The sequence below is a fragment of the Streptomyces sp. NPDC048291 genome (assembly GCF_043201715.1).
Lineage (GTDB): Bacteria > Actinomycetota > Actinomycetes > Streptomycetales > Streptomycetaceae > Streptomyces.
The window spans coordinates 198964-222471 of sequence record NZ_JBICZC010000008.1 but is presented as its reverse complement, the minus strand read 5'-3'; the positions used below and the strand labels follow the sequence as shown (position 1 = coordinate 222471).

General features: G+C 74.7%; 18 protein-coding genes. 11 read left to right on the top strand and 7 right to left on the bottom strand.

The features are described from left to right. Window positions 1–39: 39 nt before the first annotated feature. From ACGF5O_RS22945 to ACGF5O_RS22900, 10 genes are all read left to right on the top strand, one after another. A complete protein-coding gene (locus tag ACGF5O_RS22945) occupies window positions 40–1875 on the top strand; it encodes an ABC transporter permease subunit (protein WP_393811725.1) in 1836 nt (611 codons plus the stop codon). Further along, window positions 1872–3188 carry an MDR family MFS transporter gene (locus ACGF5O_RS22940; protein ID WP_393811724.1) on the top strand — a complete coding sequence of 439 codons (1317 nt, stop codon included), beginning with the start codon at window positions 1872–1874 and terminating at the stop codon, window positions 3186–3188. Before ACGF5O_RS22945 ends, ACGF5O_RS22940 begins: the two co-directional genes overlap by 4 nt. 62 nt (window positions 3189–3250) lie before the next feature. Then, window positions 3251–4234, top strand: a complete 984-nt coding sequence (locus tag ACGF5O_RS22935; protein ID WP_393811723.1) for a metal ABC transporter solute-binding protein, Zn/Mn family — start codon at window positions 3251–3253, stop codon at window positions 4232–4234. An 11-nt stretch (window positions 4235–4245) separates the two neighbouring features. Beyond that, on the top strand, window positions 4246–5115 hold the full coding sequence (locus ACGF5O_RS22930; RefSeq protein WP_393811722.1) for a metal ABC transporter ATP-binding protein: 870 nt from the start codon (window positions 4246–4248) through the stop codon (window positions 5113–5115). Beyond that, on the top strand, window positions 5112–5993 hold the full coding sequence (locus tag ACGF5O_RS22925; protein ID WP_393811721.1) for a metal ABC transporter permease: 882 nt from the start codon (window positions 5112–5114) through the stop codon (window positions 5991–5993). The genes ACGF5O_RS22930 and ACGF5O_RS22925 overlap by 4 nt, the downstream gene beginning before the upstream one ends. A 107-nt stretch (window positions 5994–6100) precedes the next feature. Continuing rightward, window positions 6101–6835, top strand: coding sequence for a hypothetical protein (locus ACGF5O_RS22920; RefSeq protein ID WP_393811720.1), 735 nt, complete (start codon window positions 6101–6103; stop codon window positions 6833–6835). A gap of 63 nt (window positions 6836–6898) precedes the next feature. Then, window positions 6899–7324 carry an OsmC family protein gene (locus ACGF5O_RS22915; protein WP_393811719.1) on the top strand — a complete coding sequence of 142 codons (426 nt, stop codon included), beginning with the start codon at window positions 6899–6901 and terminating at the stop codon, window positions 7322–7324. A gap of 156 nt (window positions 7325–7480) precedes the next feature. Then, on the top strand, window positions 7481–8395 hold the full coding sequence (locus ACGF5O_RS22910) for a hypothetical protein (RefSeq protein ID WP_393811718.1): 915 nt from the start codon (window positions 7481–7483) through the stop codon (window positions 8393–8395). After that, complete coding sequence (locus ACGF5O_RS22905; protein WP_393811717.1) at window positions 8388–10583, top strand: bifunctional serine/threonine-protein kinase/ABC transporter substrate-binding protein; 2196 nt, start codon at window positions 8388–8390, stop codon at window positions 10581–10583. The genes ACGF5O_RS22910 and ACGF5O_RS22905 overlap by 8 nt, the downstream gene beginning before the upstream one ends. Window positions 10584–10588: 5 nt before the next feature. Next, a complete protein-coding gene (locus ACGF5O_RS22900) occupies window positions 10589–12712 on the top strand; it encodes a bifunctional serine/threonine-protein kinase/ABC transporter substrate-binding protein (RefSeq protein WP_393811716.1) in 2124 nt (707 codons plus the stop codon). A 22-nt stretch (window positions 12713–12734) separates the two neighbouring features. Here ACGF5O_RS22900 and ACGF5O_RS22895 read toward each other — a convergent pair whose 3' ends face one another. The 5 genes from ACGF5O_RS22895 to ACGF5O_RS22875 all read right to left on the bottom strand — a co-directional run bounded on the left by ACGF5O_RS22895 (window position 12735) and on the right by ACGF5O_RS22875 (window position 20358). Continuing rightward, the gene (locus tag ACGF5O_RS22895) at window positions 12735–14762 is read right to left on the bottom strand and encodes an SWIM zinc finger family protein (protein ID WP_393811715.1); all 2028 of its coding nucleotides are present in this window, start codon (window positions 14760–14762) and stop codon (window positions 12735–12737) included. Next, window positions 14759–17578 carry an SNF2-related protein gene (locus ACGF5O_RS22890; RefSeq protein WP_393811714.1) on the bottom strand — a complete coding sequence of 940 codons (2820 nt, stop codon included), beginning with the start codon at window positions 17576–17578 and terminating at the stop codon, window positions 14759–14761. Before ACGF5O_RS22890 ends, ACGF5O_RS22895 begins: the two co-directional genes overlap by 4 nt. Before the next feature lie 104 nt (window positions 17579–17682). Continuing rightward, on the bottom strand, window positions 17683–18264 hold the full coding sequence (locus ACGF5O_RS22885) for a sugar kinase (RefSeq protein WP_393811713.1): 582 nt from the start codon (window positions 18262–18264) through the stop codon (window positions 17683–17685). After that, on the bottom strand, window positions 18261–19406 hold the full coding sequence (locus ACGF5O_RS22880; RefSeq protein WP_359225227.1) for an ROK family glucokinase: 1146 nt from the start codon (window positions 19404–19406) through the stop codon (window positions 18261–18263). The genes ACGF5O_RS22885 and ACGF5O_RS22880 overlap by 4 nt, the downstream gene beginning before the upstream one ends. A gap of 214 nt (window positions 19407–19620) precedes the next feature. Then, window positions 19621–20358 carry a GntR family transcriptional regulator gene (locus ACGF5O_RS22875; RefSeq protein WP_393811930.1) on the bottom strand — a complete coding sequence of 246 codons (738 nt, stop codon included), beginning with the start codon at window positions 20356–20358 and terminating at the stop codon, window positions 19621–19623. Between the two features lie 130 nt (window positions 20359–20488). On the opposite strand from ACGF5O_RS22875, the gene ACGF5O_RS22870 reads away from it, so the two are divergent. After that, window positions 20489–21499 (top strand): Gfo/Idh/MocA family oxidoreductase, encoded by a 1011-nt coding sequence (locus ACGF5O_RS22870; protein WP_393811712.1) that lies wholly within the window; start codon window positions 20489–20491, stop codon window positions 21497–21499. Window positions 21500–21560: 61 nt separating this feature from the next. Here the strand turns inward: ACGF5O_RS22870 and ACGF5O_RS22865 are convergent, their stop codons facing one another. Both ACGF5O_RS22865 and ACGF5O_RS22860 read right to left on the bottom strand, forming a co-directional pair. Beyond that, on the bottom strand, window positions 21561–22742 hold the full coding sequence (locus ACGF5O_RS22865) for a cytochrome P450 (protein ID WP_393811711.1): 1182 nt from the start codon (window positions 22740–22742) through the stop codon (window positions 21561–21563). A gap of 85 nt (window positions 22743–22827) precedes the next feature. After that, window positions 22828–23490 carry a response regulator gene (locus tag ACGF5O_RS22860; RefSeq protein WP_393811710.1) on the bottom strand — a complete coding sequence of 221 codons (663 nt, stop codon included), beginning with the start codon at window positions 23488–23490 and terminating at the stop codon, window positions 22828–22830. Window positions 23491–23508: the final 18 nt, after the last annotated feature.

The following is a 23508-nucleotide window of genomic DNA, read 5'->3' as shown; positions in this document are numbered from 1 at the left end:
CCCGCGCTGCTGTGGCGGGCCCTGCTCACGGCGGCCCTCGTGGGCGCCGTCGGCCTGCTGCCCTGGCTGTCCCGCACCGACCCGGCACTGACCGTGCTCAGGGCCCGCTCGGCCGAACGGACCCCGACCCCCGGGACGCTGCGCGCCGTCCGCGACCAACTCGGCCTGGAAGACGGCCCGTCGGCGCTCCTGGGCCGCTGGCTCGGTGGGCTGCTGCGGGGCGACGCGGGCCGGTCCTGGGTGTCGGACACCGAGGTACTGCCCGCCGTCGTACAGGCGCTCGGGGTCTCCCTACTGCTGATGGCCGGTGCCCTCGTCGTCGCCCTGGCCACGGCCGCGGCGGTGTGCGCCCGCACCCTGTGGCTGGGCTCGCGGCGCCGCCTCGGGAGCCGCGGCCCCGGCGGCACCGGGTCGGCGGTGCTGGCCGCGCTGCCCGAGTTCCTCGTCGCCTCCGTCCTGGCCTCCGTCGTCGGCGTACAGCTCGGCTGGCTGCCCGCGCTCGGCTGGTACGGCCCGCGGTGGACGGTCCTGCCCGCCCTCGCCCTCGGCCTGCCCGCCGGGGCGGTCCTCGGGCGGCTGCTGGACGACCTGCTGCCCGCCGCGTTCGCCGAACCCTGGGCGCTGGCCGCGGCCGCCCGCGGTGTGGCGCCGGCGTCGATCGCCCGGCAGGCGCTGCGCCGCTGCGCGCCCGGACTCCTGCCCAGCCTGGGCCTGTTCGCGGTCGGCCTGACCGGCGGTTCGGTCGCCGTCGAGCAGATCTTCGACATCCCCGGTCTCGGCCGGCTCACCCTGCGCGCCGCCCTCGCCCAGGACCTGCCCGTCCTGCAGACCGGCACCCTCGCCCTCGTCGCCCTCGCGGCCGTCGCCGCACTGGCGGCCCGGCTCGGCGTACGCCGGCTGACCGGGCCCGCGCTGCGCGACGGCGCCCTGCACTCCCTGCACCGGCCGACCCCGCCCGCGCCACGGGTCGTACCGCTCGGCCACGGCCTGCTGCTCGCCGCGGTCGTCGCCCTCGGTCTGCCCCGCGACCCGCTCGCCCTCGACACCACCGCCCGTCTGCAAGCCCCTTCCCGGGCGCACCCGTTCGGCACCGACGCCCTCGGCCGGGACGTGCTGGCCCGCGTCGCGCACGGCGCGCTCACCACCCTCGGCACGGCCCTCGCGGTCAGCGCCGCCGCCCTGCTGACCGGCGTCCTGCTGGGCCTGCTGCCCCGGCTGTCCGGGCCGCTGGTCGACACCGTCAACGCCGTACCGCCCGTACTGGCCGCCCTCCTCGTCACCGGTGTCGCGGGCGGCGGTCCCTGGACACCGGCCGTGGCGGTGGCCGTCGTGGCCTGGTCCCCGCTGGCCGTCCACACCTCGGCCCTGCTGCGCCAGGAACGCGCGACCCTCCATCTGACCGCGACCCGGGCCCTGGGTGCCGGCCGCGGCTACCTCCTCCGGCACGAACTGCTCCCCGCGGTCCTGCCACCGGTCGTCCGGCACGCCCTGCTCCGGCTGCCCGGCATCGCGCTGGGCCTGGCCGCGCTCGGCTTCCTGGGCCTGGGCGCCCAGCCGCCCTCCCCCGAGTGGGGCCTGCTGCTCGCGGAGAACCAGCCCTACGTCGAACGCGCTCCCTGGGCCGTCCTGGCCCCCGCCGCCGTCCTCTCCCTCCTCGGCGCGCTGGCGGTGACGGCGGCGGGCGGAATACGCCTGCCCCGCCGGAAGCGGACCCCGGCACCACCCCGAACAAGCCCACCCAGGCCGACCCAGCGCCCCGTCAGGGGCGCGGGGAACCGCGCGAACGGCCACGACGGCGCCGCACACACAGCACGCACCGCACGCACGACAAGCACCGCACCCACCGCACCCACCGCACCCACGGACACCGCATGACGGAACCCTCCTCCCGCAACCCGACCCACCCGACCCACCCGGCCGCCCCCGCCGGAAAGCGTCCGCGCGAGCGCGTCTGGAGGCATCTCCCGCCGCTGCTGCGGCTGCTGATACTGACCCAACTCGCGTTCAACGTCGGCTTCTTCGCCGTACTGCCGTTCCTCGCGGCGCACCTCGGCACCGCCGTCGGCATGGCGGGCTGGCTGGTCGGACTCGTGCTCGGCCTGCGCACCTTCAGCCAGCAGGGGCTGTTCGTGGTCGGCGGCCGGCTCGCCGACCGGTACGGCGTACGGCCGGTCGTCCTGACCGGGTGCGCGCTGCGGATCGCCGGGTTCGGCTGGCTCGGGTACGCGCGGGCCCCCTGGGCGGTGATCGGCTCGGTGCTGCTCATCGGCTTCGCCGCCGCGCTGTTCTCCCCCGCCGTGGAGTCCGAGGTGGCCCGGCAGGCGGTGCTGTGGGAGCAGCGGGGCAAGGGCCCCCGTACCGGAGTCCTGGCCCTGTTCTCCGCCGCGGGCCAGGCGGGCGCCTTCGTCGGCCCGTTGCTCGGCGCCCTGCTGCTCGCGGTGGACTTCCGCGCCGCCTGCCTCGCCGGAGCCGCGGTGTTCGTGCTCGTCCTCGCTGGGCACGCCCGCCTGCTGCCCCGGCACATCCCCGGCCGGGAACCGGTCCGGGACCCGGGCGGGCTGCGCGCGTTGCTGCGCAACCGCCGCTTCCTCGCCCTGTGCTGCGCCTACGGCAGCCACCTGCTCGCCTACAACCAGCTCTACCTCGCCCTGCCCGCCGAGGTGGAGCGGGCGACCGGCTCCCAGGCGGCCCTGTCCTGGCTGTTCGCCCTGTCGTCCCTGCTGGTCGTCTCCGCCCAGCTGCCGGTCGCCCGCTGGGCCGGCGAACGGCTCGACCTGCGCCGCTCCATGGCGGCCGGGCTGGTCCTGGTCGCCGCCGGGTTCGCGGTCGTGGCCGCGGCACGGCCCGCGGGGTGGACCGGACTCGTGGGGCTGCTGCCCGCCACCGGGTACGTCGTCCTGCTCACCTTCGGCCAGATGCTCGTCACCCCGGCCGCCCGCGCCTGGGTGCCCGACCTCGCCGAGACCGGCAGGCTCGGCCTCTACACCGGCGCCCTCTCTTCCGCCTCCGGTCTGATCGTCCTGGCCGGCAGCTCGGCCACCGGCACCCTTCTCGACCTCGGTCTCCCACCCGCCGTGCCCTGGCTGGTCCTCGCCGCCGTACCGGCCCTGGCGGCGACGCTGCTGCCGCGCCGACCGTCAACTCTCGGTAATGATTTTCATATCGATCAGATCAAGACATGGTGTTGACATTCATTTCCATCTAGCGTGAGGGCGCAACCACCCACGAACCACCCCGTCCTGGAGGACCCATGCCCTCGTCCCCGTACCCGTCCCCGTCCCGCTCCCGGTCCCGGCAGCTCGCGCTGGTCACCGGCGCCTCGCTGGCCCTGCTGGCCGGCTGCGGCAGTTCGACGGACTCGTCGGGCTCGTCGGGCTCCGCAAGCGGCGCGAGCACCGCGCAGGGCGCCGCCGCCGCCTCCTCGAAGGTCGACGTGGTCGCCTCCACGGACGTGTACGGCGACATCGCCGAGCAGATAGGCGGCGACAAGGCCGACGTCACCTCGGTCATCAGCGATCCCGACCAGGACCCGCACTCCTACGAGGCCGACACCCAGAACCAGCTCGCCCTGTCCAGGGCCGAGATCGTCATCGAGAACGGCGGCGGGTACGACGACTTCGTCGACCGGATGCTCAAGAGCGGCGGCAACTCCACCGCCGAGGTGATCAACGCCGTCAGGGTCTCGGGCAAGTCCGCCCCCGAGGGCGGCGAGCTCAACGAGCACGTCTGGTACGACTTCCCCACCGTCGCCAGGATCGCCGACCGGATCGCCGCCGCCCTCGGCAGGGCGGACCCCGGCGACGCCGCCGCCTTCACCAGGAACGCCCAGGCCTTCAAGGCGAAGCTGAAGCCCCTGGAGACCAAAGAGGCGGACATCAGGAAGGCGCACGGCGGCGAGGCCATCGGCATCACCGAGCCCGTGCCGCTGTACATGACCGAGGCCGCCGGTCTGGTGAACAGGACCCCCGAGGCGTTCAGCGAGGCCGTAGAGGAGGGCAGCGACGTCTCCCCGAGGGTCCTGAAGGAGACCCTGGCGCTGTACAGCGCCAGGCAGGTCAAGGCCCTGGTCTACAACGCCCAGACGTCCGGGCCCCAGACGCAGCAGGTCGAGGACGCGGCCAAGGCGGCCGGCATCCCCACCGTTCCCGTCACCGAGACCCTGCCCGACGGCAAGGACTACCTCGGCTGGATGACCGCCAACGTCGACGCGCTCGCCGACGCGCTGAACAAGTGAGGAGGCCCGGCATGGCCTCCGCGCCCCGGGCCCGCGAGGGCACTCCCGCGCCCCGGGGCGCCGGCTCCGCTCCGGTGATCCGGCTGCGCGGCGCCGCCCTGGCGTACGGCGGACGCACGGTGTGGCGCGACCTCGAACTCGACGTACGGGCCGGGGAGTTCCTCGCCGTGCTCGGGCCGAACGGGTCGGGCAAGTCCAGCCTCGTACGGGCCCTGCTCGGCCGGCAGCCGCTCGCCGCGGGCGAGTTGAGCGTCCTGGGCCGCCCGCCGCGCGAGGCCGCCCGGCACGTCGGCTACGTCCCCCAGCAGGCGGCCCTCGCCGCGCAGGCCCTGGTCCGCGCCCGCGACCTGGTGCGCTTCGGCATCGACGGCCACCGCTTCGGCCCGCTGCCGCGCGCGGCCGGCGCCCGCCGCCGGGTGGACGAGATCCTCGGGTCGGTCGGAGCCGCGGCCTACGCCGACGTACCCGTCGGCCTTCTGTCCGGGGGCGAGCGGCAGCGGGTGCGGATAGCGCAGGCCCTGGCCACCGACCCGCGGATCCTGCTCTGCGACGAACCGCTGCTCTCCCTCGACCTGCACCACCAACGGGCCGTGACCGGACTGATCGACGCGCGCCGCCGCTCGCACGACACCGCGGTGGTCTTCGTCACCCACGAGATCAACCCGGTGCTCGGCCTCGCGGACCGGGTGCTCTACCTCGCGCCGGGCGGCCACCGCGTCGGCGCCCCGGACGAGGTCCTCACCTCCGACTCCCTGTCGCGGCTGTACGGCAGCCGGGTCGACGTCGTACGCGTGCACGGCCGGATCGTGGTCGTCGGCGCGCCCGACGAAGCGGCGACTCCGGCCCACCACCCGCACCGGCCGAAGGGAGCGCGCCCATGACGTCCACCGGCGGCATCTGGCATCAGATCTTCGACTACACCGACTACGGCGAACTCCTCGTGCTGGTCCGCAACTCGCTCGTCGCCGGGGCCGTGCTCGGCCTGGTCGGGGGCCTGGCCGGTGTGTTCGTCATCATGCGCGACCTGCCCTTCGCGGTGCACGGCATCAGCGAACTGTCCTTCGCGGGCGCCTCCGCGGCCCTGCTGCTGGGGGCGAACGTGGTGGCGGGCTCGATCGCCGGTTCGCTGCTCGCGGCCGGCGTGATAGGCGTCCTCGGCACGCGCGCCCGCGACCGCAACTCGGTGATCGGCATCCTGATGCCCTTCGGCCTGGGCCTCGGCGTGCTCTTCCTCGCCCTCTACAAAGGGCGGGCGGCCAACAAGTTCGGTCTGCTGACCGGTCAGATCGTCGCCGTCGACACCCCGCAGCTGACCTGGCTGCTCGCCACCTCGGGCGTCGTCCTGGTCGCGCTGGCGGTGGTGTGGCGGCCGTTGACGTTCGCCGGCGCCGACCCGGACGTGGCCGAGGCGCGCGGGGTGCCGGTGCGCGGTCTGTCGATCGCCTTCATGCTCGTCCTCGGACTCGCCGTCGCCCTCTCCGTACAGGTCGTCGGCGCGCTGCTGGTGCTCTCCCTCCTCGTCACCCCGGCCGCGGCTGCCGCGCGGGTCACGGCCTCGCCGGTCCTGCTGCCCGCCCTGAGCGTGCTGTTCGCGGTGGTCTCGATCGAGGGCGGCATCCTGCTCGCCCTCGGCAGCAGCATCCCGATCAGCCCCTACGTCACGACGGTCTCCTTCGCCGTCTATCTCGGCTGCCGGCTGGTGGGCGGCTACCGCACCCGACGGTGGGGAGCCGGGCGGGCGGCTCCGCAGCCCGCCTGACGACAGCCCGCCTGACGACCGTGTCCCGGGCGTGTCCCGGGCAGCCGCGAAGACCCGTGGCCGAGCCGGTCGTGGATCGGCCGGGGGGTCTCGGGACAATCAGGGGCATGAGCGACCGCATGTCCGATGCCGAGAACCGGCTGTCCAGGATCGAAGGGCTGCTGGAGAGCGGCGAGCACGATGTCGTGCCCGCGTGGCGCAGGGCCACCCAGGGCGAGCCGCGGTGGGCGGTGACCGCCGTGATACTGGTGGCGATCACCCTCCAGCTGATGCTGCCGCACCGGCTCGCCTTCCAGCCGTACTGGCTGCTGCCGGTCCTGGAGGTGGTGCTGCTGGGCGGCGTCATCGTCGGCAACCCCCGTCGGGTCGAGCCCCGCACCCGGTGGCTGCGGCTGCTGGGGCTGGTGCTGATGGGGGTGATCAGCCTGGCCAACGGCTGGTCGGCGGTCCGGCTGGTGGCGGGTCTCGTGAACGGCACCGAGGGCCGTGACGCCGGGCCGCTGCTGCTGACCGGCGGGGGCATCTGGCTGACGAACGTCATCGTGTTCGCCCTCTGGTACTGGGAGTGGGACCGCGGCGGGCCGATGGCCCGGGTGCTCGGCCGGCACCAGTACGCGGACTTCCTCTTCGTGCAGATGCAGAGTCCGGAGACCGCGCCGCAGGACTGGGAGCCGGGCTTCCTCGACTACCTGTACCTGTCCTTCACCAACTCCACCGCGTTCAGCCCGACCGACGTGATGCCGTTGTCGCACTGGGCCAAGATGCTGATGATGCTCCAGTCCTCGGTCTCCCTGGTGACGGTGGTCCTGGTGGTGGCGCGCGCCGTCAACATCCTGCACTGAAGGCACTGACGGCACTGACGACGGTGACAGCGCCGGCGGCCGGGCTGCCTTAGGTTCGTCCCCATGAGCGAAGACTCCCTGCGCCTGGTCACGGTCGAGCGCACCGGCACCGGCCGTTTCACCGCCACGAACGCCCGCGGCGGCACGATCGCCTTCGGCACCGGCGACGGCACCGAATTCACCCCGGTCGAGCTGCTGCTCGCCGCGATCGGGGGCTGTACGGCGGCGGACGTCGACGTGTCGACGAGCCGGCACGTGGAACCGACCGCGTTCACCGTCACCGTCAGCGGCCACAAGGTGGGCGACGAGGACGGCAACCGGATGACGGACCTCGCCGTCGCCTTCTCGGTCACCTTCCCGGAGGGCGCGGCCGGCGACCGCGCCCGCGCGATCCTGCCCCGGGCGGTCGCCGTCTCCCACGACCGGCTGTGCACGGTCAGCCGCACGGTCGAGGCGGGCACGCCGGTCGCCGTGTCGGTCGAGGGATGACACCGCGCGATGCGAACTGTCACCGGCTGATGGCCAAGGGGTTACCGTTCGACTCAACTCACTTTCCAGTGGGGCCAGTTGACACAGGTTGGCGCTAGCGTTCGACCTGCGGCCCCCAGGGGAGGGCCGTACGGCGGTCTGCTGGGGGTGAGCGTGATGGGACGGGGAACGGTCCTGTCCGCGGCGGCGGTGGCACTGCTGCTCGCGGGCTGCACGAACGGCGGGCACGGCGGCGCCGGGGCAACGCCCGGGGGGAGTTCGGGCACGGCGGGCGGTTCGGCCGCTTCGGGGGGCACGGGTGCCTCGCCGTCCGCATCCGCGTCCACGTCCACGTCCACGTCCACGTCCGACCAGCCGTACACGCTGGCCGAGGCCGTCGCGCCGAAGACGCGGGCCGAGGCGGTGGCGTTCGTCCGCGGACTCACCGTGCAGCCCGACTACTTCGGCACCGGGTACCGCAGACGGGACCCGTACGAACAGGGGCCGACCAGCTGGGCCGTGCTCGGCACGGACTGCCTGTGGCGCCGGGAGGCGCTGCCGTCGACCGTGCTGGCCAGCCTGACCAGGTCGTTCGTCCGGCAGGGCACGGGCGGTGCGGGAGCGGCGTACGTGTCCCTCACGGTCACCGTGCACGCCTCGGTCCGCGAGGCCCGCCGGGACATGGCGTCCTCGCTGGAGGAGCCGCTGCGCTGCCCGCAGGAACGGCTCAACGCGACCGACACCGTGCAGAAGATGGCCTCGCGCGGCGATCCGTTCGGCGAACAGCGCACCGCCACCACGGACGACGACCTCACCGAGTACGGCGAGTACGTCGTGGACGGTGACCCGAAGGCCCGTGACTTCGACTGGTACAAGCACCGCCTCGGCCCGGTGACCGTGGCCGCGACCGTGCGGCACGCCGCGGGTGAGAGCGAGAAGGAGCAGACGGCCCTCACCGAGGCCGCGCTGACGGGCGTCGGCTATGTGACGGCGAACGTGGACCGCTACGGCCGGGACCGGGCCTCGGCCACCCCGTCCGCCACCCCGTCAGCCGCTTCGTCCGCCGAGGTGAAGGGAGCCGGCGATGAGTGAGGCGCTGCGGCCGTCCGACCCGTCGTCGGTCGGGGGTTTCCGGCTGCTGCGGCGGCTCGGCGCCGGCGGAATGGGAGTGGTCTATCTGGGCCGTTCCGAGACGGGTGCGCTGGCCGCCGTGAAGGTGATCCGGGCGCAGGGCGCCGCCGACGACGGCTTCCGGGCCCGGTTCGCGCGGGAGGCGGAGCTGGCCGCCCGGGTCGACAGCCCCTGGGTGGTGCCGGTGCTCGGCGCGGACGCCACCGCCCAGGATCCGTGGCTGGCGACCGGGTTCGTGGCGGGTCCCTCGCTCGCGGAGGCGGTCACCGCGCACGGACCGCTGCCGCCGTCGGCCGTACGCGTGCTGGGCTCGCTGCTCGGCGAGGCACTGGCCGCCGTGCACGAGGCGGGACTGGTGCACCGGGACGTGAAGCCGGGCAACGTGCTGCTCGCGGTCGACGGACCGCGCCTCATCGACTTCGGCATCGCACGGGCCGCCGACGACACCGCCCTGACCGCCTCCGGCATGGTGGTCGGCACCCCGGGCTTCCTCGCCCCCGAGCAGGCGCGCGGCGAGGCGGCCGGGGCGGCGAGCGACGTCTTCGCGCTGGGCTGTGTGCTGGCGTACGCGGGCACGGGCCGCCCGCCGTTCGGCACCGGCACCCCGGACGCGCTGCTCTACCGCACGGTGCACGACGAGCCCGACCTCGACGGTGTCACCGGCGGACTCCGCGGGACGCTGGACGCCTGTCTGGCCAAGGACCCCGGTGAGCGGCGCGGCGCGGCGGAGCTGCGGCTGCGGCTCGCCGAGGACTTCCGGCTCCGGCCGCCGACCGCCGACGCGGCGCAGTCGCCGTCGGCCTGGCTGCCGGACCCCGTCGCCCGCATGGTGGCGGCCCGGGCGGCGGAGAGCCTCGCCCTGCCGGACATCGAACCCACGGTGGTCGACGACCCCGGCACCGGCCGGCCCGCCCGCACCACCCGGCGGCGCCTGCTGCTGGCCGGGGGCGCGCTGCTGCTGGCGGGCGGCGGTACCGGGGCGGCGCTCTGGGCAGCCGGCCGCGACGACGGCCCGGGAGAGAAGACGGCGGCCCGGCCGTCGTACGTGCTCGGCGTGCAGGTGACGAAGAGCGGGGCGGCGGCGCCCCTGGCGCGGGCCTGTGAACGGGCCGCGCGGCTGGCCGTCGCCGAGCACAACGCGACCGCCGGCCGCGCCTTCGACCTGGGTGTACGGGTCCTGGACGACCACGGGACCGTCGACGGGGCGACCTCGGTCGCCCACGAACTGGCCGCGGACCGCGCCGTCGTGGCCGTGCTCGGCCCGGTCACCGAACTGACGATGCGGGCGGCCTCGCGCGTCTACGCGTCGGCCAAGCTCACCCATGTCAGCAGCACCACCGGGCAGAACGACTACTACGTCTGGTCGCCGACCGTCAGCTTCCAGACCGGGGTCGGCCACCAGGCGGCGGGCACCGCGATCGCCCTGCAGGCGCTGCTGAAGGGCCTGGCCGCCCCGTTGGGCATCGTCATCGACCGCTCCGGGGGCTCCGTCGAGCACGACCAGGGCAGTCTCCTGGTCAACCAGTGGCGGGAGTCGCTGCACGCCGAGGTGGTCCCGAAGGTCGTCGCCGAGGACACCGACGACGCCCCGGCCGCCGTCGCCGCCATCCTCGCCGCCCGGGTCCGCGACTTCGTCTACCTGGGCCCGCTGGACGCGACCGTCCGGGCGGCTCGACAGCTGTCCGCGGCCGGCTTCACCGGACCGCGCTGGATGTCCCATCTCCTCTACGGCTCCGACTTCCCGAAGCTCGCGGGCGCGGCGGGCGAGGGCTGGTTCGCGGTGACGCCCACCGTCGACGCGAGCGTGCTGAAGACCAAGGCGGCCGAGCGGTTCACGGCGGCCTGGCGGAAGCGGTACGGCGGCGTCCCGGACCCGTACGGCGCCGAGGCGTACGACAGCGTCCGGATGGTGCTGCGCGAGTTCACCAGAACCCTGCCGCCCGGCGGTGGCCGCCCCGAACGGCTCGCGCTCGCCCTGCGGCTCCACAAGGCCACGTACCAGGGCATCGCACGCACCTACGCCTTCAACCAGTACAACCAGTTCGACGCCGACGTGAAGGCCATGGCGGGTGTGACCTACGTCCACCAGGTCCACGACGGGCGGTTCGAGCAGATCGGGCCGATCCTGGCCGCGCAGACGAAGGGGTAGCGGAGTTGGAGCGGCTCCGGCCCGCCGACCCGTCCTCCGTCGGCGGCCACCGGCTGGTGGGGCGGCTCGGGGCCGGCGGCATGGGCGTGGTGTACCTGGCGCGTTCGCCGCACGGCGCCTGGGTCGCGCTCAAGGTGATCCGCGAGGAGTACGCGGGAGACCCCGGTTTCCGGGCCCGGTTCCGCCGCGAGACCGAGCTGGCGGCCCGGCTCACCAGCCGCTGGACGGTACCCGTGCTCACGGCCGACGCGGACGCCCGCGCGCCCTGGCTGGCCACCGCCTACGTGCCCGGCCTGCCGCTGTCCGAGGCCCTCGCGCTGCACGGGCCCTGGCCTCCAGAACCGGTCCGGACGCTGGGCGCCGCCCTCGCCGCGGCCCTGGACGACGTGCACCGGGCCGGTCTCGTCCACCGGGACGTGAAACCGGCGAACGTGCTGCTCGCCGCCGACGGGCCGCGCCTGATCGACTTCGGCATCGCCCGCGCGGTGGGCGCGACGGCGCTCACCACGGACGGCTCGGTCATCGGCTCCCCCGGCTACCTGTCACCGGAACAGGCCCGCGGCAGGACCGTGGGACCGCCCAGCGACGTCTTCTCGCTGGGCTGCGTGCTCGCCCGTACGGCGACCGGACGACCGCCGTTCGGCACCGGGGGCGCGGCGGCCGTCCTGTACCGGACGGTGCGCGAGGACCCGGACCTGGCCGGCGTCCCCGAGGAGCTCGCCCCGACGCTGCGCGCCTGTCTGGCGAAGGAACCGGGCGACCGCCCCACGATCTCCCGACTGCGTTCCTCTTTCGGTGGGTTCACGGCGGAGTCGTGGCTGCCGCCCGGCCTGCCCGCACTGGTCGCGGACCGCGCCGCGCGCGTCCTCGACCTGCCCGTGCCGGAACCCACCGCCCTCTCCGAGGCACCGTTCACCGACACCCCGCCCGCCCCGTCGCGGCGCCGGCTGCTGATCGCGTCGGCGGCGGCCGGCGTCAGCGCGGTCGGCGGTGGCGGCGCCTGGTGGCGGTGGGGCCGGTCCGGGACGCCGGGGTCCGGCAAGGGCCCGCTGCCGAGCCGTACGATCGCCCTGCTCGGCGACCTGTCCACCGCCGTGGTCCAGGCCCAGGTGCGCGGCGCACAGCTGGCGGTCGACCAGCACAACGCCCGCTCCGACCGGACGTTCGACCTCGCCCTGCGCACGGCCGACGACCAGGGCACCGCGGCCGGTTCGGCCGCCGCGGCCGCCCGGCTCGTGGCCGCCCGCGAGGTGTACGCGGTGATCGGCGCCGGCACCAACACGGCCGTGCCCGCCGCGGTACCGGTCTGCACCGCGGCCGGGGTGTGCCTGCTGGTCACCCGTGCCGACACCGACGCCCTCGACACCACCAACACGACCAGCTCCCTGAACCTGCGCAGCACCCGCACCGCGGGGCCCGGTGCCGTCGTGAAATACCTCAACAAGGTGGCTCGACCGGCCCGGGCCGTCGTCGTGTACGACCTCACCGACGCCGACGAGGGCGAGGCCACCGTCCGCGGCGTCACCGTCTACGGGATGCTGACGGTGGGCAGAGTCGAGGTGGCCGAGGTCGCCGCGGGCACCGGCTTCACCGACGTGGCCCACGGCCTCGCCGCCCACCCGGACACGGCCGTCCTCTTCGCGGGCGGTCTCCCGGCCCGCGCCGCCGCCTGCGCGCAGGCCCTGACCGACTCCGGGCACCGCGGGTTCCGCGGCGGCGACGAACACCTCCTCGGCACGCCCTTCCTGAAGGCCGGCACGGGCTGGTGGATCAGCACGGGGTACTGCGACCCGTCGGCCGACCCGAAGACCCGGGCGTTCGCCGCCGCCTACCGCACCCGCTACCGCGCGGCTCCGCCACCGTGGGCGGCCGAGGCGTACGACGCCGTCGGCTACGCCGCGCACGGCCTCGCGGCACCCAGCAGCGACGAACGCGAGTCGCTGCGCGCGGAGTTGATGCGCAAACCCTGGCAGGGCATCACCCGCAGGTACAGCTACGAGAGCCAGACCCAGTACCTGCAGACCGACCAGGACGGCGGCTGGTTCCTCTACCGCGTCGAGAACGGCAGGGCCCGGTTCGTGGCCCGGCACGACGACATCGGGAAGCTCGCGAAGAAGAAGGCGTCGTAGGCCCTCCCTTGGGACGGCGGGGCTAGAGGTCGTCCGATGCGCCGAGCCCCGTCAGTGCGCCCACCGGGTCCAGGTCGGGGGTGCCTCTGGGCCACCAGTCGTCGTGGCCCGGCTCCGACTCGTAGGCGTACCAGAGGCCGTCGCGGCCGAAGCGGAGCTGGAGGTGGCCGCCGGGGTGCGTGAGGTGGTTGCGCGACGGCCGGAACGCCGGGAGGTCGGCGGCGAGCAGCAGCGGCCGGGCCCGGTCGAAGCGGCCGGCCGGCGGGTCCCAGGGCTCTTCCAGCACGGCCAGTCCCTCCATGCCGCCCTGGCGCCAGGCGGCGACCGCGCGTGCCAGGTCGCCGGGGGTACGGCCGACGGCGTCCGCGAGCGTGGCGTAGAGGGCGCGGGTGGACGCGGTCAGGCCGGAACCGGGCCGGGCCGCGGCGAGCCGCACCGCGTCCTGCCAGAGGGTCAGGTCGCCGACCGGGTCGTGTCCGGTGGCGAGCAGGGCGTGGGCGCGGGCCGCCGCGTCGGTGGCCAGCTGGTCCAGCGCGAACGGGTCCGGGCCGCCGGGCACCCCCGGATACACCGGCGGCTGCCCGGGGTGGGCCGGAACCGGCAACGGAGGCGGCAGCGGCGGGAGTTGACGCGGCAGGAGAGCCTCGCCCGCACGGACGCCGGGCAGCGCCGTCGGCCGCCGCTCCCGGGCCGCGCGGGCGGCGTTGCGCCGGGACAGCGCGTCCAGCACCTCACGCTCGCCACGGCCGCGGAGCAGGAGCAGCACGAACGGATCGGCGTCCAGCAGCCGCGCGGTCTGGTAGCAGAGGGCTGCCGCGTGCTTGCAGGGGTGCCCGAAGTCGGGGCAGCTGCACCGGGGTTCGAGCTCACCGGGCCCCGGCAGCAGCGCGACCCCGCTGTCGGCGAGGGTCTGCGGCAGCTCCTTGTCGAGCAGCGCCGCGATGTCGGCGGGCCGGTCGGCGGCGGCCGTCAGCAGCCGCTCCCACTCGTCCTCGCCGAAGGTCCGCAGCCGCACCTGCACGCGGTACGGGCGGGGTCGGCTCCCCTGCACGTACGCCAGGACCAGTCCGGGGGTCACGGTGATGGCGTCCACGTGCCCGTGCTCGGCGTAACCCCGCCCCCGCGCCAGCCGCTTCACGTCCAGCGCGCCCTCTTCCAGCGCCCGCACCCAGGCGTTGCCCCACCAGGTCTCGGCGAAGCCGGAAGCAGCGGCGGACGCACGGGAGGAGAGGGAGGGGAAAGTGCGGCGGAGTTCGGTGTCGCGGTGGGGGGTGGCCATGGTGCGCGGGAGGTGGGGGGTGGCGGGTGCGGGAGGATCCGGCTCCTGGCGGTCGGTGCCGGCCTCGGGGGCGGGGGCCGGGGCCGAGTCGGGGGTGGGCGCGGGCGCGGGCTGGGGCTCGGAGGTTTCCGGCTCTGCCGCGTCGCTCGGCATCCGGAACGCGGTCGTCAGGAACTGCGTCAGGTCACGGGCGGTGCGACCGCGAGCCGCGGACGCCGGGGCCGGAGCCTGGGCGCGCGTGGTCGAGGGCGAGGGCAGCCGTCGTACCGCGGGGGCCGGGGACCGTTCCGCGGCCTCCGCCGCCGCGGCCTGCTCGGCCCGCCTCGCCTCCGCACGCGCCGCCCGCAGCGCCGCCCGCGCGACGTCACCGGGACGGCTGCCGGGTGGTGCGGCGGCAACGGCGCCGGTGCTGGTATCGGTGCCGGCCTCCTCAGTCTCCTCAGTCTCCTCGGCCTCCTCGGGCCGGTCCCGAACGGTGTCCGGCTCGTCCTCGGGCTCGGCCTGCCGCAGCTCCGCCTCCTTCACGGCGGCGGCAGCCCGCAGCGCCAGGCGGGCGGCGTCCCCCGGCCTCGGGGCCCGCTCCTCACGCTCTCCGGAAACCTCCCCGGAAACCTCGCCCGGGCCTTCGCCCGATGCCTCGCCCGAAGCCGTCGGACCCTCGTGCTCGCCGGGCGCGATCCCGTCGTCCCCGGTCTCCGGCCCGGGTCCGCGCGCCGCCCGCAACGCGCGCCGTGCCGCGTCCCCGGGCCGCTGCTCGCCCGCGCCGGTCATGACGTCCTCCGCAACGACACCAGGTCGGACAGCTCGCGGTCCGTCAGCTCGGTCAGGGCGGCCTCGCCTGAGCCTAGGATGGCGTCGGCGAGGGCCCGCTTCGCCTCCAGCATCTCGGCGATGCGGTCCTCGACGGTGCCCTCGGTGACCAGGCGGTGCACCTGGACCGGCTGGGTCTGGCCGATGCGGTACGCGCGGTCGGTGGCCTGTTCCTCGACCGCCGGGTTCCACCAGCGGTCGAAGTGGACGACGTGGCCGGCCCGGGTGAGGTTGAGGCCGGTGCCCGCGGCCTTCAGGGAGAGCACGAGGACCGGGGTCGCGCCGGCCTGGAAGCGGTCCACCATGCGCTCCCGCTCCGGCACCGGGGTGCCGCCGTGCAGCAGGTCGACCGGGACCGCGCGGGCCTGGAGGTGCGCGGTGATCATGCGGGCCATGCCGACGTACTGCGTGAAGACGAGCACCGACCCGTCCTCGGCGAGCACGGTGTCCAACAGCTCGTCGAGCAGGGTGAGTTTGCCGGAGCGCGCGGCCAGGCCCTCGGTGCGGGACTCCTCCTTCAGGTACAGCCCGGGGTGGTCGCAGATCTGCTTCAGGGCGCCGAGGAGCTTGAGCACCAGGCCGCGGCGGGCGATGCCGTCCGCCGTCTCGATGGCGAGCAGCGACTCACGCACCACCGCCTCGTACAGCGCGGCCTGCTCGCGGGTGAGCGGGACGGGGTGGTCGGTCTCCGTCTTGGGCGGGAGCTCCGGGACGATCCCGGGGTCGGACTTCTTGCGGCGCAGGAGGAAGGGGCGGACGAGGCGGGCCAGCCGGGCCACAGCCGCCCCGTTCTCGTCGGCCCCGCCGTTCTCGACGGCGCGCGCGTGCCGGGCGCGGAAGGACTTGAGGGGGCCGAGGAGCCCGGGGGTGGTCCAGTCGAGGAGGGCCCAGAGCTCGGAGAGGTTGTTCTCCACGGGGGTGCCGGTGAGGGCCACGCGCGCCGGCGTCGGAATGGTGCGCAGGGCTTTCGCGGTGGCCGAGTAGGGGTTCTTGACGTGCTGTGCCTCGTCGGCGACGACCATGCCCCAGGGCTGTTCGGCAAGGCTGGTGGCGGTGGCGCGCATGGTGCCGTACGTGGTGAGGACGAAGCCGCCGGCGAGGCCGTCCAGGGTGCGGTCGGGGCCGTGGAAGCGGCGGACCGGGACGCCGGGTGCGAAGCGGGCGATCTCCCGCTGCCAGTTGCCGAGCAGCGAGGCCGGGCAGACCACCAGGGTCGGCTCGGTGCGGGCCCGCTTCAGGTGCAGGGCGATGACGGTGATCGTCTTGCCGAGGCCCATGTCGTCGGCGAGGCAGCCGCCGAGGCCGAGGGAGGTCATCAGGTCGAGCCAGGCCAGGCCCCGGAGCTGGTAGTCGCGCAGGGTGGCGTGCAGACCGGTGGGCGGCTCGGCCGGCTGGATGCCGGCGGTGAGGCGGTCGCGCAGGGCCGCGAGGAGGCCGACGGGGACGGCCTCGACCCGCTCGCCGTCCACCTCGGCCTCGCCGGTGAGCGCGACGGAGAGCGCGTCGACCGGGTCGAGCAGGCCCAGTTCGCGCCTGCGCGCCTTGCGGACCAGGGCGGGGTCGACGAGCACCCAGCGGTCCCGCAGCCGTACGACCGGGCGGTGCGCCTCGGCGAGGGCGTCCATCTCGGCGTCGCTGAGCGGATCGCCGCCGAGGGCCAGCTGCCAGCGGAACTGGAGCAGTTCCTCGCTCTCGAAGAAGCCGGTGCCGTCGGTGGCCGAGCCGGGCGCGGGCCGGACCACGGCCGCCGCGGTCAGGTCCTGGGCCAGGTCCCGGGGCCAGTGCACGGCGACCCCGGCCGCCGCGAGCCGGGTCGCCGCCACCCCGAGCAGCTGCCCCAGCTCCTCCTCGGAGAGCGCGAGCACGTCCGGCACGTCCTGCTCCGCGAGGCGGTCCAGCGGTGGCCACACCCGGGCGGCCCGGCGCACGGCCAGCGCCGCGTCCACGCGCGCGCGGGGACCGAAGGCGGCGTCGGAGGCCCCCGACCACAGCGCCGCCGCGTCGGTCACCAGGGTGGGGTCGGCGAGGCTGTGCACCTGGACGATCGCCGCGCCCGCGCGCTGCGCGCCCTCGCCGTCGTCGAACAGGTCGTACGCCGACAGGTCCAGGCGGAGCGAGATCCGCACCCCCGCGTCCATGCCGGCCGCGACCTCCGCGGCCCACTCCTGGGCGTCGGGCAGCCGCTGGGCCTCGCGGGCGGCGAAGGGCCTGCCCGTGGTGTGCGGGGCGGCCGGGGTGCGGGGCAGGGTGTCGGCGACCGCGTCCAGGAAGGAGCGGACCAGCGCCTCCGGCTGGGGCAGCAGGAGCGGGCCGGGGCCGGGCAGCGGGACGGCGTGTCCCTCGGCGGGCAGGGCGGCGGCCACCGCGCGCAGGTGGGCGATGTCGGCGGGCTCCAGGGGGCCCGCCCGCCAGGCGTCGTGTCCTCCCGGGGTGAGGCCGGGCAGCAGGCGGCCCCGGGCGGCGAGCCGCAGCGCGTGCAGGGCGGCGGCTCCCCAGCAGGCGGTGGCGGGGTGGGCGGCCGGGTCGCGGCGGGCCCGGACGAGCAGCGGGAGGGCGGCGGCGAGCGGCAGGGTGAGCGCGGGCACCTGCCGGCGGCGGGCCCCGGCGGCGCCGTGCCGTCGTACGACCGTCAGCTCCTCGGTCGCGGCGGCGGGCAGCGGGGCTCCCTCGGGGTCCCAGAAGGCGACGCGGCCCTGGCGGGGCAGGGCGGCCGGCAGGTAGACCGCCGCCAGGCGCACCGGTACGTCCGCGTCGGCCTCGGCCGTCGTGCCGCTCATACGTTCTGCCACCTCCCGCCCGTCTGTCGGATCAGACGTCTCCGACTGTACGGGCGGGGTCTGACAATCGGTCCCGGCGGCCTGCCGGTGGGGCGCGGGTGCCGCTACGGCACGGTGCGGGAGACGACGTAGATCATCGGGTAGTTCGGGTCGGCCGTGTTCACGACCACGTCCTGGGTGGGGGCCGGGTTCTTCTGCTTGTGCGTCAGGCCCGACCAGGGTCCGGGGCCGGTGAACTCCCAGCCGGTGATCTTCCGGTCGCGGGCGCCGATGCTGATGTCGTCCTTCTTGAGCGCTTCCCGGTTGAGGCCCATGCCCTCCAGGAAGCTGTCCAGTCCGGCGCTGTTGGTGCGGAACTGGACGTAGAGACGGCTGGTCTTCCAGTTGTTCGTCTCGTAGTACGCGATCCGGTCGGCCGGGTGCGGGACCGGCACCTGGTAGAGGCGCCGCTGCACCTTCGAGGGCCAGCCCTCGGCGAGGCCGGTCGCCGAGTACTTGGACTCCTTGTCCTTGCCGCTGTTGCGGCTCTGGTTGGCGGAGATCACCAGATAGCCGGCCGGTACGCCGATGAGCAGCACGATGATCAGCAGCGTCAGCGCCCTCCGCTTGGCCTTGTGACCCGGGGTCTCCGGCGGGCGCTGCGGTTCCTCCGGGGACGCGGCCTGGCGGGGCAGCGAAGCGGTCATGCGGTGTCCCGGGTGCGGCGGGCCTCCGCGTACCGCTCGTAGCGCTCGTACCGTTCCACCCTGCGCCGGTTCGCGCGCCGGAACCGGCGGGCGACGAGCCGGGCGAGGTCGGCGGCGCCGACCATGCCGGCCTCGGGGCCGAGCTGGGCGCGCGCGATCCGGGCCTCGGGGCGGTAGCCGCGGCCGGTGAGCTGGCGCTTGAACGCGTCCCGCGCGGGGCCGATGAGCAGGTCGTCGGCGGCGCTGACGCCACCGCCGATCACGAAGCAGGAGGGGTCGAGGGCGGCGGCGAGGTTGGCGATGCCGACGCCGAGCCACTGGCCGATGTCCTGGAGCAGCTCGATGCACATCGCGTCGCCCTCGCGGGCCAGCTCGGTGATCATCGGGCCGGAGATCTCGTCGATGTTGCCCTTGACGTGCTCGATGATCCCGTAGGCCACCGGGGAGTCGGCGGCGGCCAGCTCCTTGGCCTCGCGGACCAGCGCGTTGCCGGAGCTGTACTGCTCCCAGCAGCCGCGGTTGCCGCACGGGCAGCGGTGGCCGCCGGGCACCACCTGCATGTGGCCGAACTCGCCGGCGACGCCGTACTTGCCGCGCTTGACCTGGCCGTCCTCCAGGATCGCGCCGCCGATGCCGGTGCCGAGCGTGATCATGACCAGGTGGTCCTCGCCGCGGCCGGCGCCGAACCGCCACTCCGCCCAGGCGGCGGCGTTGGCGTCGTTGTCGACCAGGACGGGGACCGCCAGGCGGCCGGCGAGGCGGTCGCGCAGCGGCTCGTTCCGCCAGGACAGGTGCGGGGCGAACAGGACGCGGTTGCGGTCGGCGTCGACCCAGCCTGCGGCGCCGATGCCCACGGCGTGCACGTCGTGCCGGTCGGACAGGTCCAGGACCAGTTCGACGATGGTGTCCTCGACGACCTTCGGGCTCTTGGACTTGTCCGGGGTCTCCGTGCGGAGCTTCTCCAGGATGTTGCCGTCGGCGTCCACGACGCCCGCCATGACCTTGGTGCCGCCGATGTCGATGCCGACCGTGGGCACGCGGGGGGCCGTCAGGTGGGACCGGCGCTCCCGGGTGCCGACGGTGCGCAGGACCGGGGCTCGGCGGGAGCCGATGGGGGCGGTGAGGTCGCGGTAGGTGCTCATCGGGCTTGATTGTGCCTCACCATGAGAAAGGGTGCCGTTCGGGGGAGATAAGGAGGGTGCGCGCCGTTGCCGGGTGCCGCTGCGTCGTGGCTGGTCGCGCCCACGCGGCGGAGCCGCACATGTCACAGCCCCGCGTCCCTTTCAGGGGCGTTGCAGTGCCTCTCCTTCGACATGGTCACCTTGTCCGGACATTAGAACCAGAGCGTCGGGGTGTTCAGGACCGTACGAGGAGCTGGAACTCGAAGGAGTAGCGGGTCGGGCGGTAGATGTGGTCGCCGAACTCGACGGCACGGCCGGTGTCGTCGTACGTGGTGCGCTGCATGGTGAGCAGCGGGGCACCCTCCGGCTCGGTGAGCCGGTCCGCCTCGGCGGTCGTGGCGGCGCGCGCGCCGATGGACTGGCGGGCGCTGTGCAGGGTGATCCCGGCGGTCCGCATGAGGCGGTACAGGCCGGTGGCCTCCAGCTGGGCGGTGTCCAGGTCGAGCAGGCCGGGGGGCAGGTAGTTGGTCAGGTAAGCCATGGGCTCGCCGTGTGCCAGCCGCAGCCGTTCGACGCGGTGCACCTCGGCGCCCTCGGCGACCCCGAGCGCGGCGGCGACCTCGGCGGACGCCGGGACGACGGTGTTGACCAGCACGTTCGTCGCGGGGCGCTGGCCGGCCGACTCCAGGTCGTCGTAGAGGCTGCTCAGCTCCAGCGGGCGCTTGACCTGGCTGTGCACGACCTGGGTGCCGACACCCCGGCGGCGGACGAGCAGACCCTTGTCCACCAGGGACTGGATGGCCTGGCGGACGGTCGGGCGGGACAGGCCGAGCCGTGCGGCGAGCTCGATCTCGTTGCCCAGCAGGCTGCCGGGTGTGAGCGAGCCGTGCTCGATGGCCGCCTCCAGCTGCTGGGCGAGCTGGAAGTACAACGGCACCGGGGAGCTCCGGTCCACGCGGAGGTCGAGCGTCACGGTCGGGTCCACATCTGGTTTCGGCACGGGGCCGAGCGTATCCCCGTGACGGGTTGACGGGAAGTTGTGTAGTTCGATTGTCCGGACATACGGATTGACAGCGCGCGGGGTGCACCAGCACCTTGTTCCCATGCGCATCGGGGTCATCGGGACGGGCCGCATCGGCACCATTCACGCGAACACGCTCAGCCGTAATCGCGAGGTCGGATCGCTGATCCTCACGGACGTGGATCCCCAGCGGGCCCAGGATCTGGCGCACCGGCTCGGGGAGACGGCGGCGCCCGGGACGGACGAGATCTTCAAGTGGGGCGTGGACGCCGTGGTGATCACCGCCGCCACCTCGGCCCACGCCGACCTGATCGGCCGGGCGGCCCGCTCCGGGCTGCCGGTCTTCTGCGAGAAGCCGATCGCCCTCGACCTGCCCGGCACGCTGCAGGCCCTGGCGGAGGTGGAGAAGGCCGGCACGGTCCTGCAGATGGGCTTCCAGCGGCGCTTCGACAAGGGGTACGTCGGCGCGCGGGAGGCGGTGCGCTCGGGCCGGCTCGGGCGGCTGCACACCGTACGGGCGCTGACCTCCGACCAGTCCCCGCCCCCACCGGAGTGGCTGCCGCTGTCCGGCGGGCTGTTCCGGGACACCCTGATCCACGACTTCGACGTGCTGCGCTGGGTGACCGGCCGCGAGGTCGTGGACGTGTACGCGACCGGCTCGGACGCGGGGCCCTCGATGTTCCGCGAGGCCGGTGACGTCGACACGGGCGCGGCGGTGCTCACCCTGGACGACGGCACGCTGGCCACGGCGACGGCGACCCGGCTGAACGGCGCCGGGTACGACGTGCGGATGGAGCTGTCCGGGGAGCGGGACACCGTGGTGGTCGGCCTGGACGACCGTACGCCGGTGGCCTCGACCGAACCGACCGGGCCGCCGCCCGCGGACAAGCCGTGGCCCGGTTTCCTGGAGCGGTTCGGGCCCGCCTACGAGGCCGAGCTGTGCGCCTTCGTCGACGTGGTGCGGGGTCAGCTGGCCAACCCCTGCGACGGGCGCGAGGCGCTGCAGGCGCTGCGGATCGCGGAGGCCTGCGAGATCTCCCGGCACGAGCGCAGACCGGTGGCGCTCGCGGAGGTCCCGGACCGCCTGGCCTGACCGGCGGCGACCACAGCCCGACGGCGGCTGCTGCCCGACGGCGACCACAGCCCGACGGTGGCTACCAGCGCACCGGGAGGCTGCGCACCCCTCTCATCAGGGTGCCCGGCAGCCACTCGCCGTGCGGGCCGTCCAGGGCGAGGTCCGGGGCGCGCTCCAGGAGGGTGCGCAGGGCGATCCGGCCCTCCAGGCGGGCCAGCGGTGCGCCCAGGCAGTAGTGGATGCCGTGGCCGAAGGCGAGGTGGCCGCGGTGGTCGCGGCGGATGTCGAACCGGCCGGGCTCGGGGTAGCGGTCCGCGTCGCGGTCGGCACCGGCGAGGCTGATCATCACGGGGTCGCCGCGGCCGATGGCGGTGCCGGCGATCTCAAGCGGCTCGGCGGCGTACCGGTACGTGGCGTTCTCTACCGGGCCCTCCCAGCGCAGGGTCTCCTCGACCGCGCCGTCCAGGAGGCTCATGTCGGCGCGCAGGGCGGCCAGTTGGTCGGGGTGGGTGAGCAGGGCGAGGACGCCGTTGCCGATGAGGTTGACGGTGGTCTCGTGGCCGGCGATCAGCAGTACGAAGGCCATGCCGCGCAGCTCCGCGGCGGAGAGCCGGTCGCCGTCCTCGGCTGTGGTGCGGATCAGGTCGCTGAGCAGGTCGCCGCTCGGGCCCGCGCACCGCTTGTCCTCGATGAGCTCGGCGAGGTAGTCGGCGAGCGCGGCGAAGGCGTCGTACTCGCTGCCCGGGTGGCTGGACGCGACCACCTCGTTGGACAGCTTCCGGAACCGCGCCCGGTCCAGCTCGGGGACGCCGAGCAGTTCGCTGATCACCGTGATCGGCAGCGGGTAGGCGAGGGCGTCGATGAGATCGGCGCGACCGCGCTGGAGCATCTCGTCGAGCAGGCGGTCGGTGATCTCCTGGATCCTCGGCTCGAGCCCGGCCACCCGGCGGGCGGTGAACGCGCGGGTGATCAGGCCGCGCAGCCTGGTGTGCTGGGGCGGGTCGGCGAGCAGCAGGTACTTGCCGATCAGCTCCTCGTCGAGGAACTTGAAGCCGATCTTCTCGGTGTCCTTGGCCAGCCTGGGGTCGGCGAGCGCCGCGCGCGCCTCCTCGTACCCGACGACCAGCCAGGTCTCGTGGTACTGGTCGGGAAGCGGCCACCGCACCCGGTGCACCGGGCCGCGCTCGCGCAGCCGCGCGTACACCGTGTGCGGGTCCGTGCGCAGTCCGTCGCCGAACTCGCCGAGGTCGGTCACCTGCATGCTCTGCTCCCCCTTCGAGAGGTCCCCGAGGCCGTCCCGTACCCGGTGAACGCACGGGCCGCCCCACAGGTGCCCCGCGGGCGCCCTATTCCTCCAGCAGTCCCGCGTCGTACGCCAGCAGGGCGATCTGGACGCGGTTGTTGAGGCCGAGCTTGGCCAGGATGCGGGAGACGTGGGTCTTGACGGTGGCGACGCTCATGAAGAGGCCGGTGGCGATCTCGGCGTTGGCGAGGCCCCGGCCGACCTCGACGGCGACCTCGCGCTCGCGGTCGTTGAGGGCGGCGAGCCGGTCACGCGCGCGTGCCTGCCGGGTGTCGGCCCGCGCGCCGGCCGCGTGCGCCATCAGCTGCCGGGTGACGGCGGGCGACAGCACGGGCTCGCCGGCCGCGACCCGGCGCACCGCGGCCACGATCTCGGCGGGCGGGGTGTCCTTGAGGACGAACCCGGCGGCTCCCGCGCGCAGGGCGTGCAGCACCTGTTCGTCGGCGTGGAAGGTGGTCAGGACGACGACCTGCGGGGCGTCGGCACGCGCGCGCAGCCGCTCGGTGGCGGTGAGTCCGTCCACGGACGGCATCCGGATGTCCATCAGGACGACGTCCGGGTGCGTGCGGTCCACGAGCGTCTCGACCTCGTCGCCGTCGGCGCCCTCCCCGACGATCTCGATGTCCCCCGCTCCGCCCATCATGAGCGCGAGCCCCGCCCGCACCAGCGGATCGTCGTCGACGAGCAGCAGTCTGATCGCGGTCATGGCTCCTACGTAATCACG

Bases quoted from the DNA above. Each gene is read 5' to 3' on its own strand.
- ACGF5O_RS22940 (WP_393811724.1), top strand. From the start codon at position 1,872: ATGACGGAACCCTCCTCCCGCAACCCGACCCACCCGACCCACCCGGCC.
- ACGF5O_RS22935 (WP_393811723.1), top strand. From the start codon at position 3,251: ATGCCCTCGTCCCCGTACCCGTCCCCGTCCCGCTCCCGGTCCCGGCAG.
- ACGF5O_RS22930 (WP_393811722.1), top strand. From the start codon at position 4,246: ATGGCCTCCGCGCCCCGGGCCCGCGAGGGCACTCCCGCGCCCCGGGGC.
- ACGF5O_RS22925 (WP_393811721.1), top strand. From the start codon at position 5,112: ATGACGTCCACCGGCGGCATCTGGCATCAGATCTTCGACTACACCGAC.
- ACGF5O_RS22920 (WP_393811720.1), top strand. From the start codon at position 6,101: ATGAGCGACCGCATGTCCGATGCCGAGAACCGGCTGTCCAGGATCGAA.
- ACGF5O_RS22915 (WP_393811719.1), top strand. From the start codon at position 6,899: ATGAGCGAAGACTCCCTGCGCCTGGTCACGGTCGAGCGCACCGGCACC.
- ACGF5O_RS22910 (WP_393811718.1), top strand. From the start codon at position 7,481: ATGGGACGGGGAACGGTCCTGTCCGCGGCGGCGGTGGCACTGCTGCTC.
- ACGF5O_RS22905 (WP_393811717.1), top strand. From the start codon at position 8,388: ATGAGTGAGGCGCTGCGGCCGTCCGACCCGTCGTCGGTCGGGGGTTTC.
- ACGF5O_RS22895 (WP_393811715.1), bottom strand. From the start codon at position 14,762: ATGACCGGCGCGGGCGAGCAGCGGCCCGGGGACGCGGCACGGCGCGCG.
- ACGF5O_RS22890 (WP_393811714.1), bottom strand. From the start codon at position 17,578: ATGAGCGGCACGACGGCCGAGGCCGACGCGGACGTACCGGTGCGCCTG.
- ACGF5O_RS22885 (WP_393811713.1), bottom strand. From the start codon at position 18,264: ATGACCGCTTCGCTGCCCCGCCAGGCCGCGTCCCCGGAGGAACCGCAG.
- ACGF5O_RS22880 (WP_359225227.1), bottom strand. From the start codon at position 19,406: ATGAGCACCTACCGCGACCTCACCGCCCCCATCGGCTCCCGCCGAGCC.
- ACGF5O_RS22870 (WP_393811712.1), top strand. From the start codon at position 20,489: ATGCGCATCGGGGTCATCGGGACGGGCCGCATCGGCACCATTCACGCG.
- ACGF5O_RS22865 (WP_393811711.1), bottom strand. From the start codon at position 22,742: ATGCAGGTGACCGACCTCGGCGAGTTCGGCGACGGACTGCGCACGGAC.
- ACGF5O_RS22860 (WP_393811710.1), bottom strand. From the start codon at position 23,490: ATGACCGCGATCAGACTGCTGCTCGTCGACGACGATCCGCTGGTGCGG.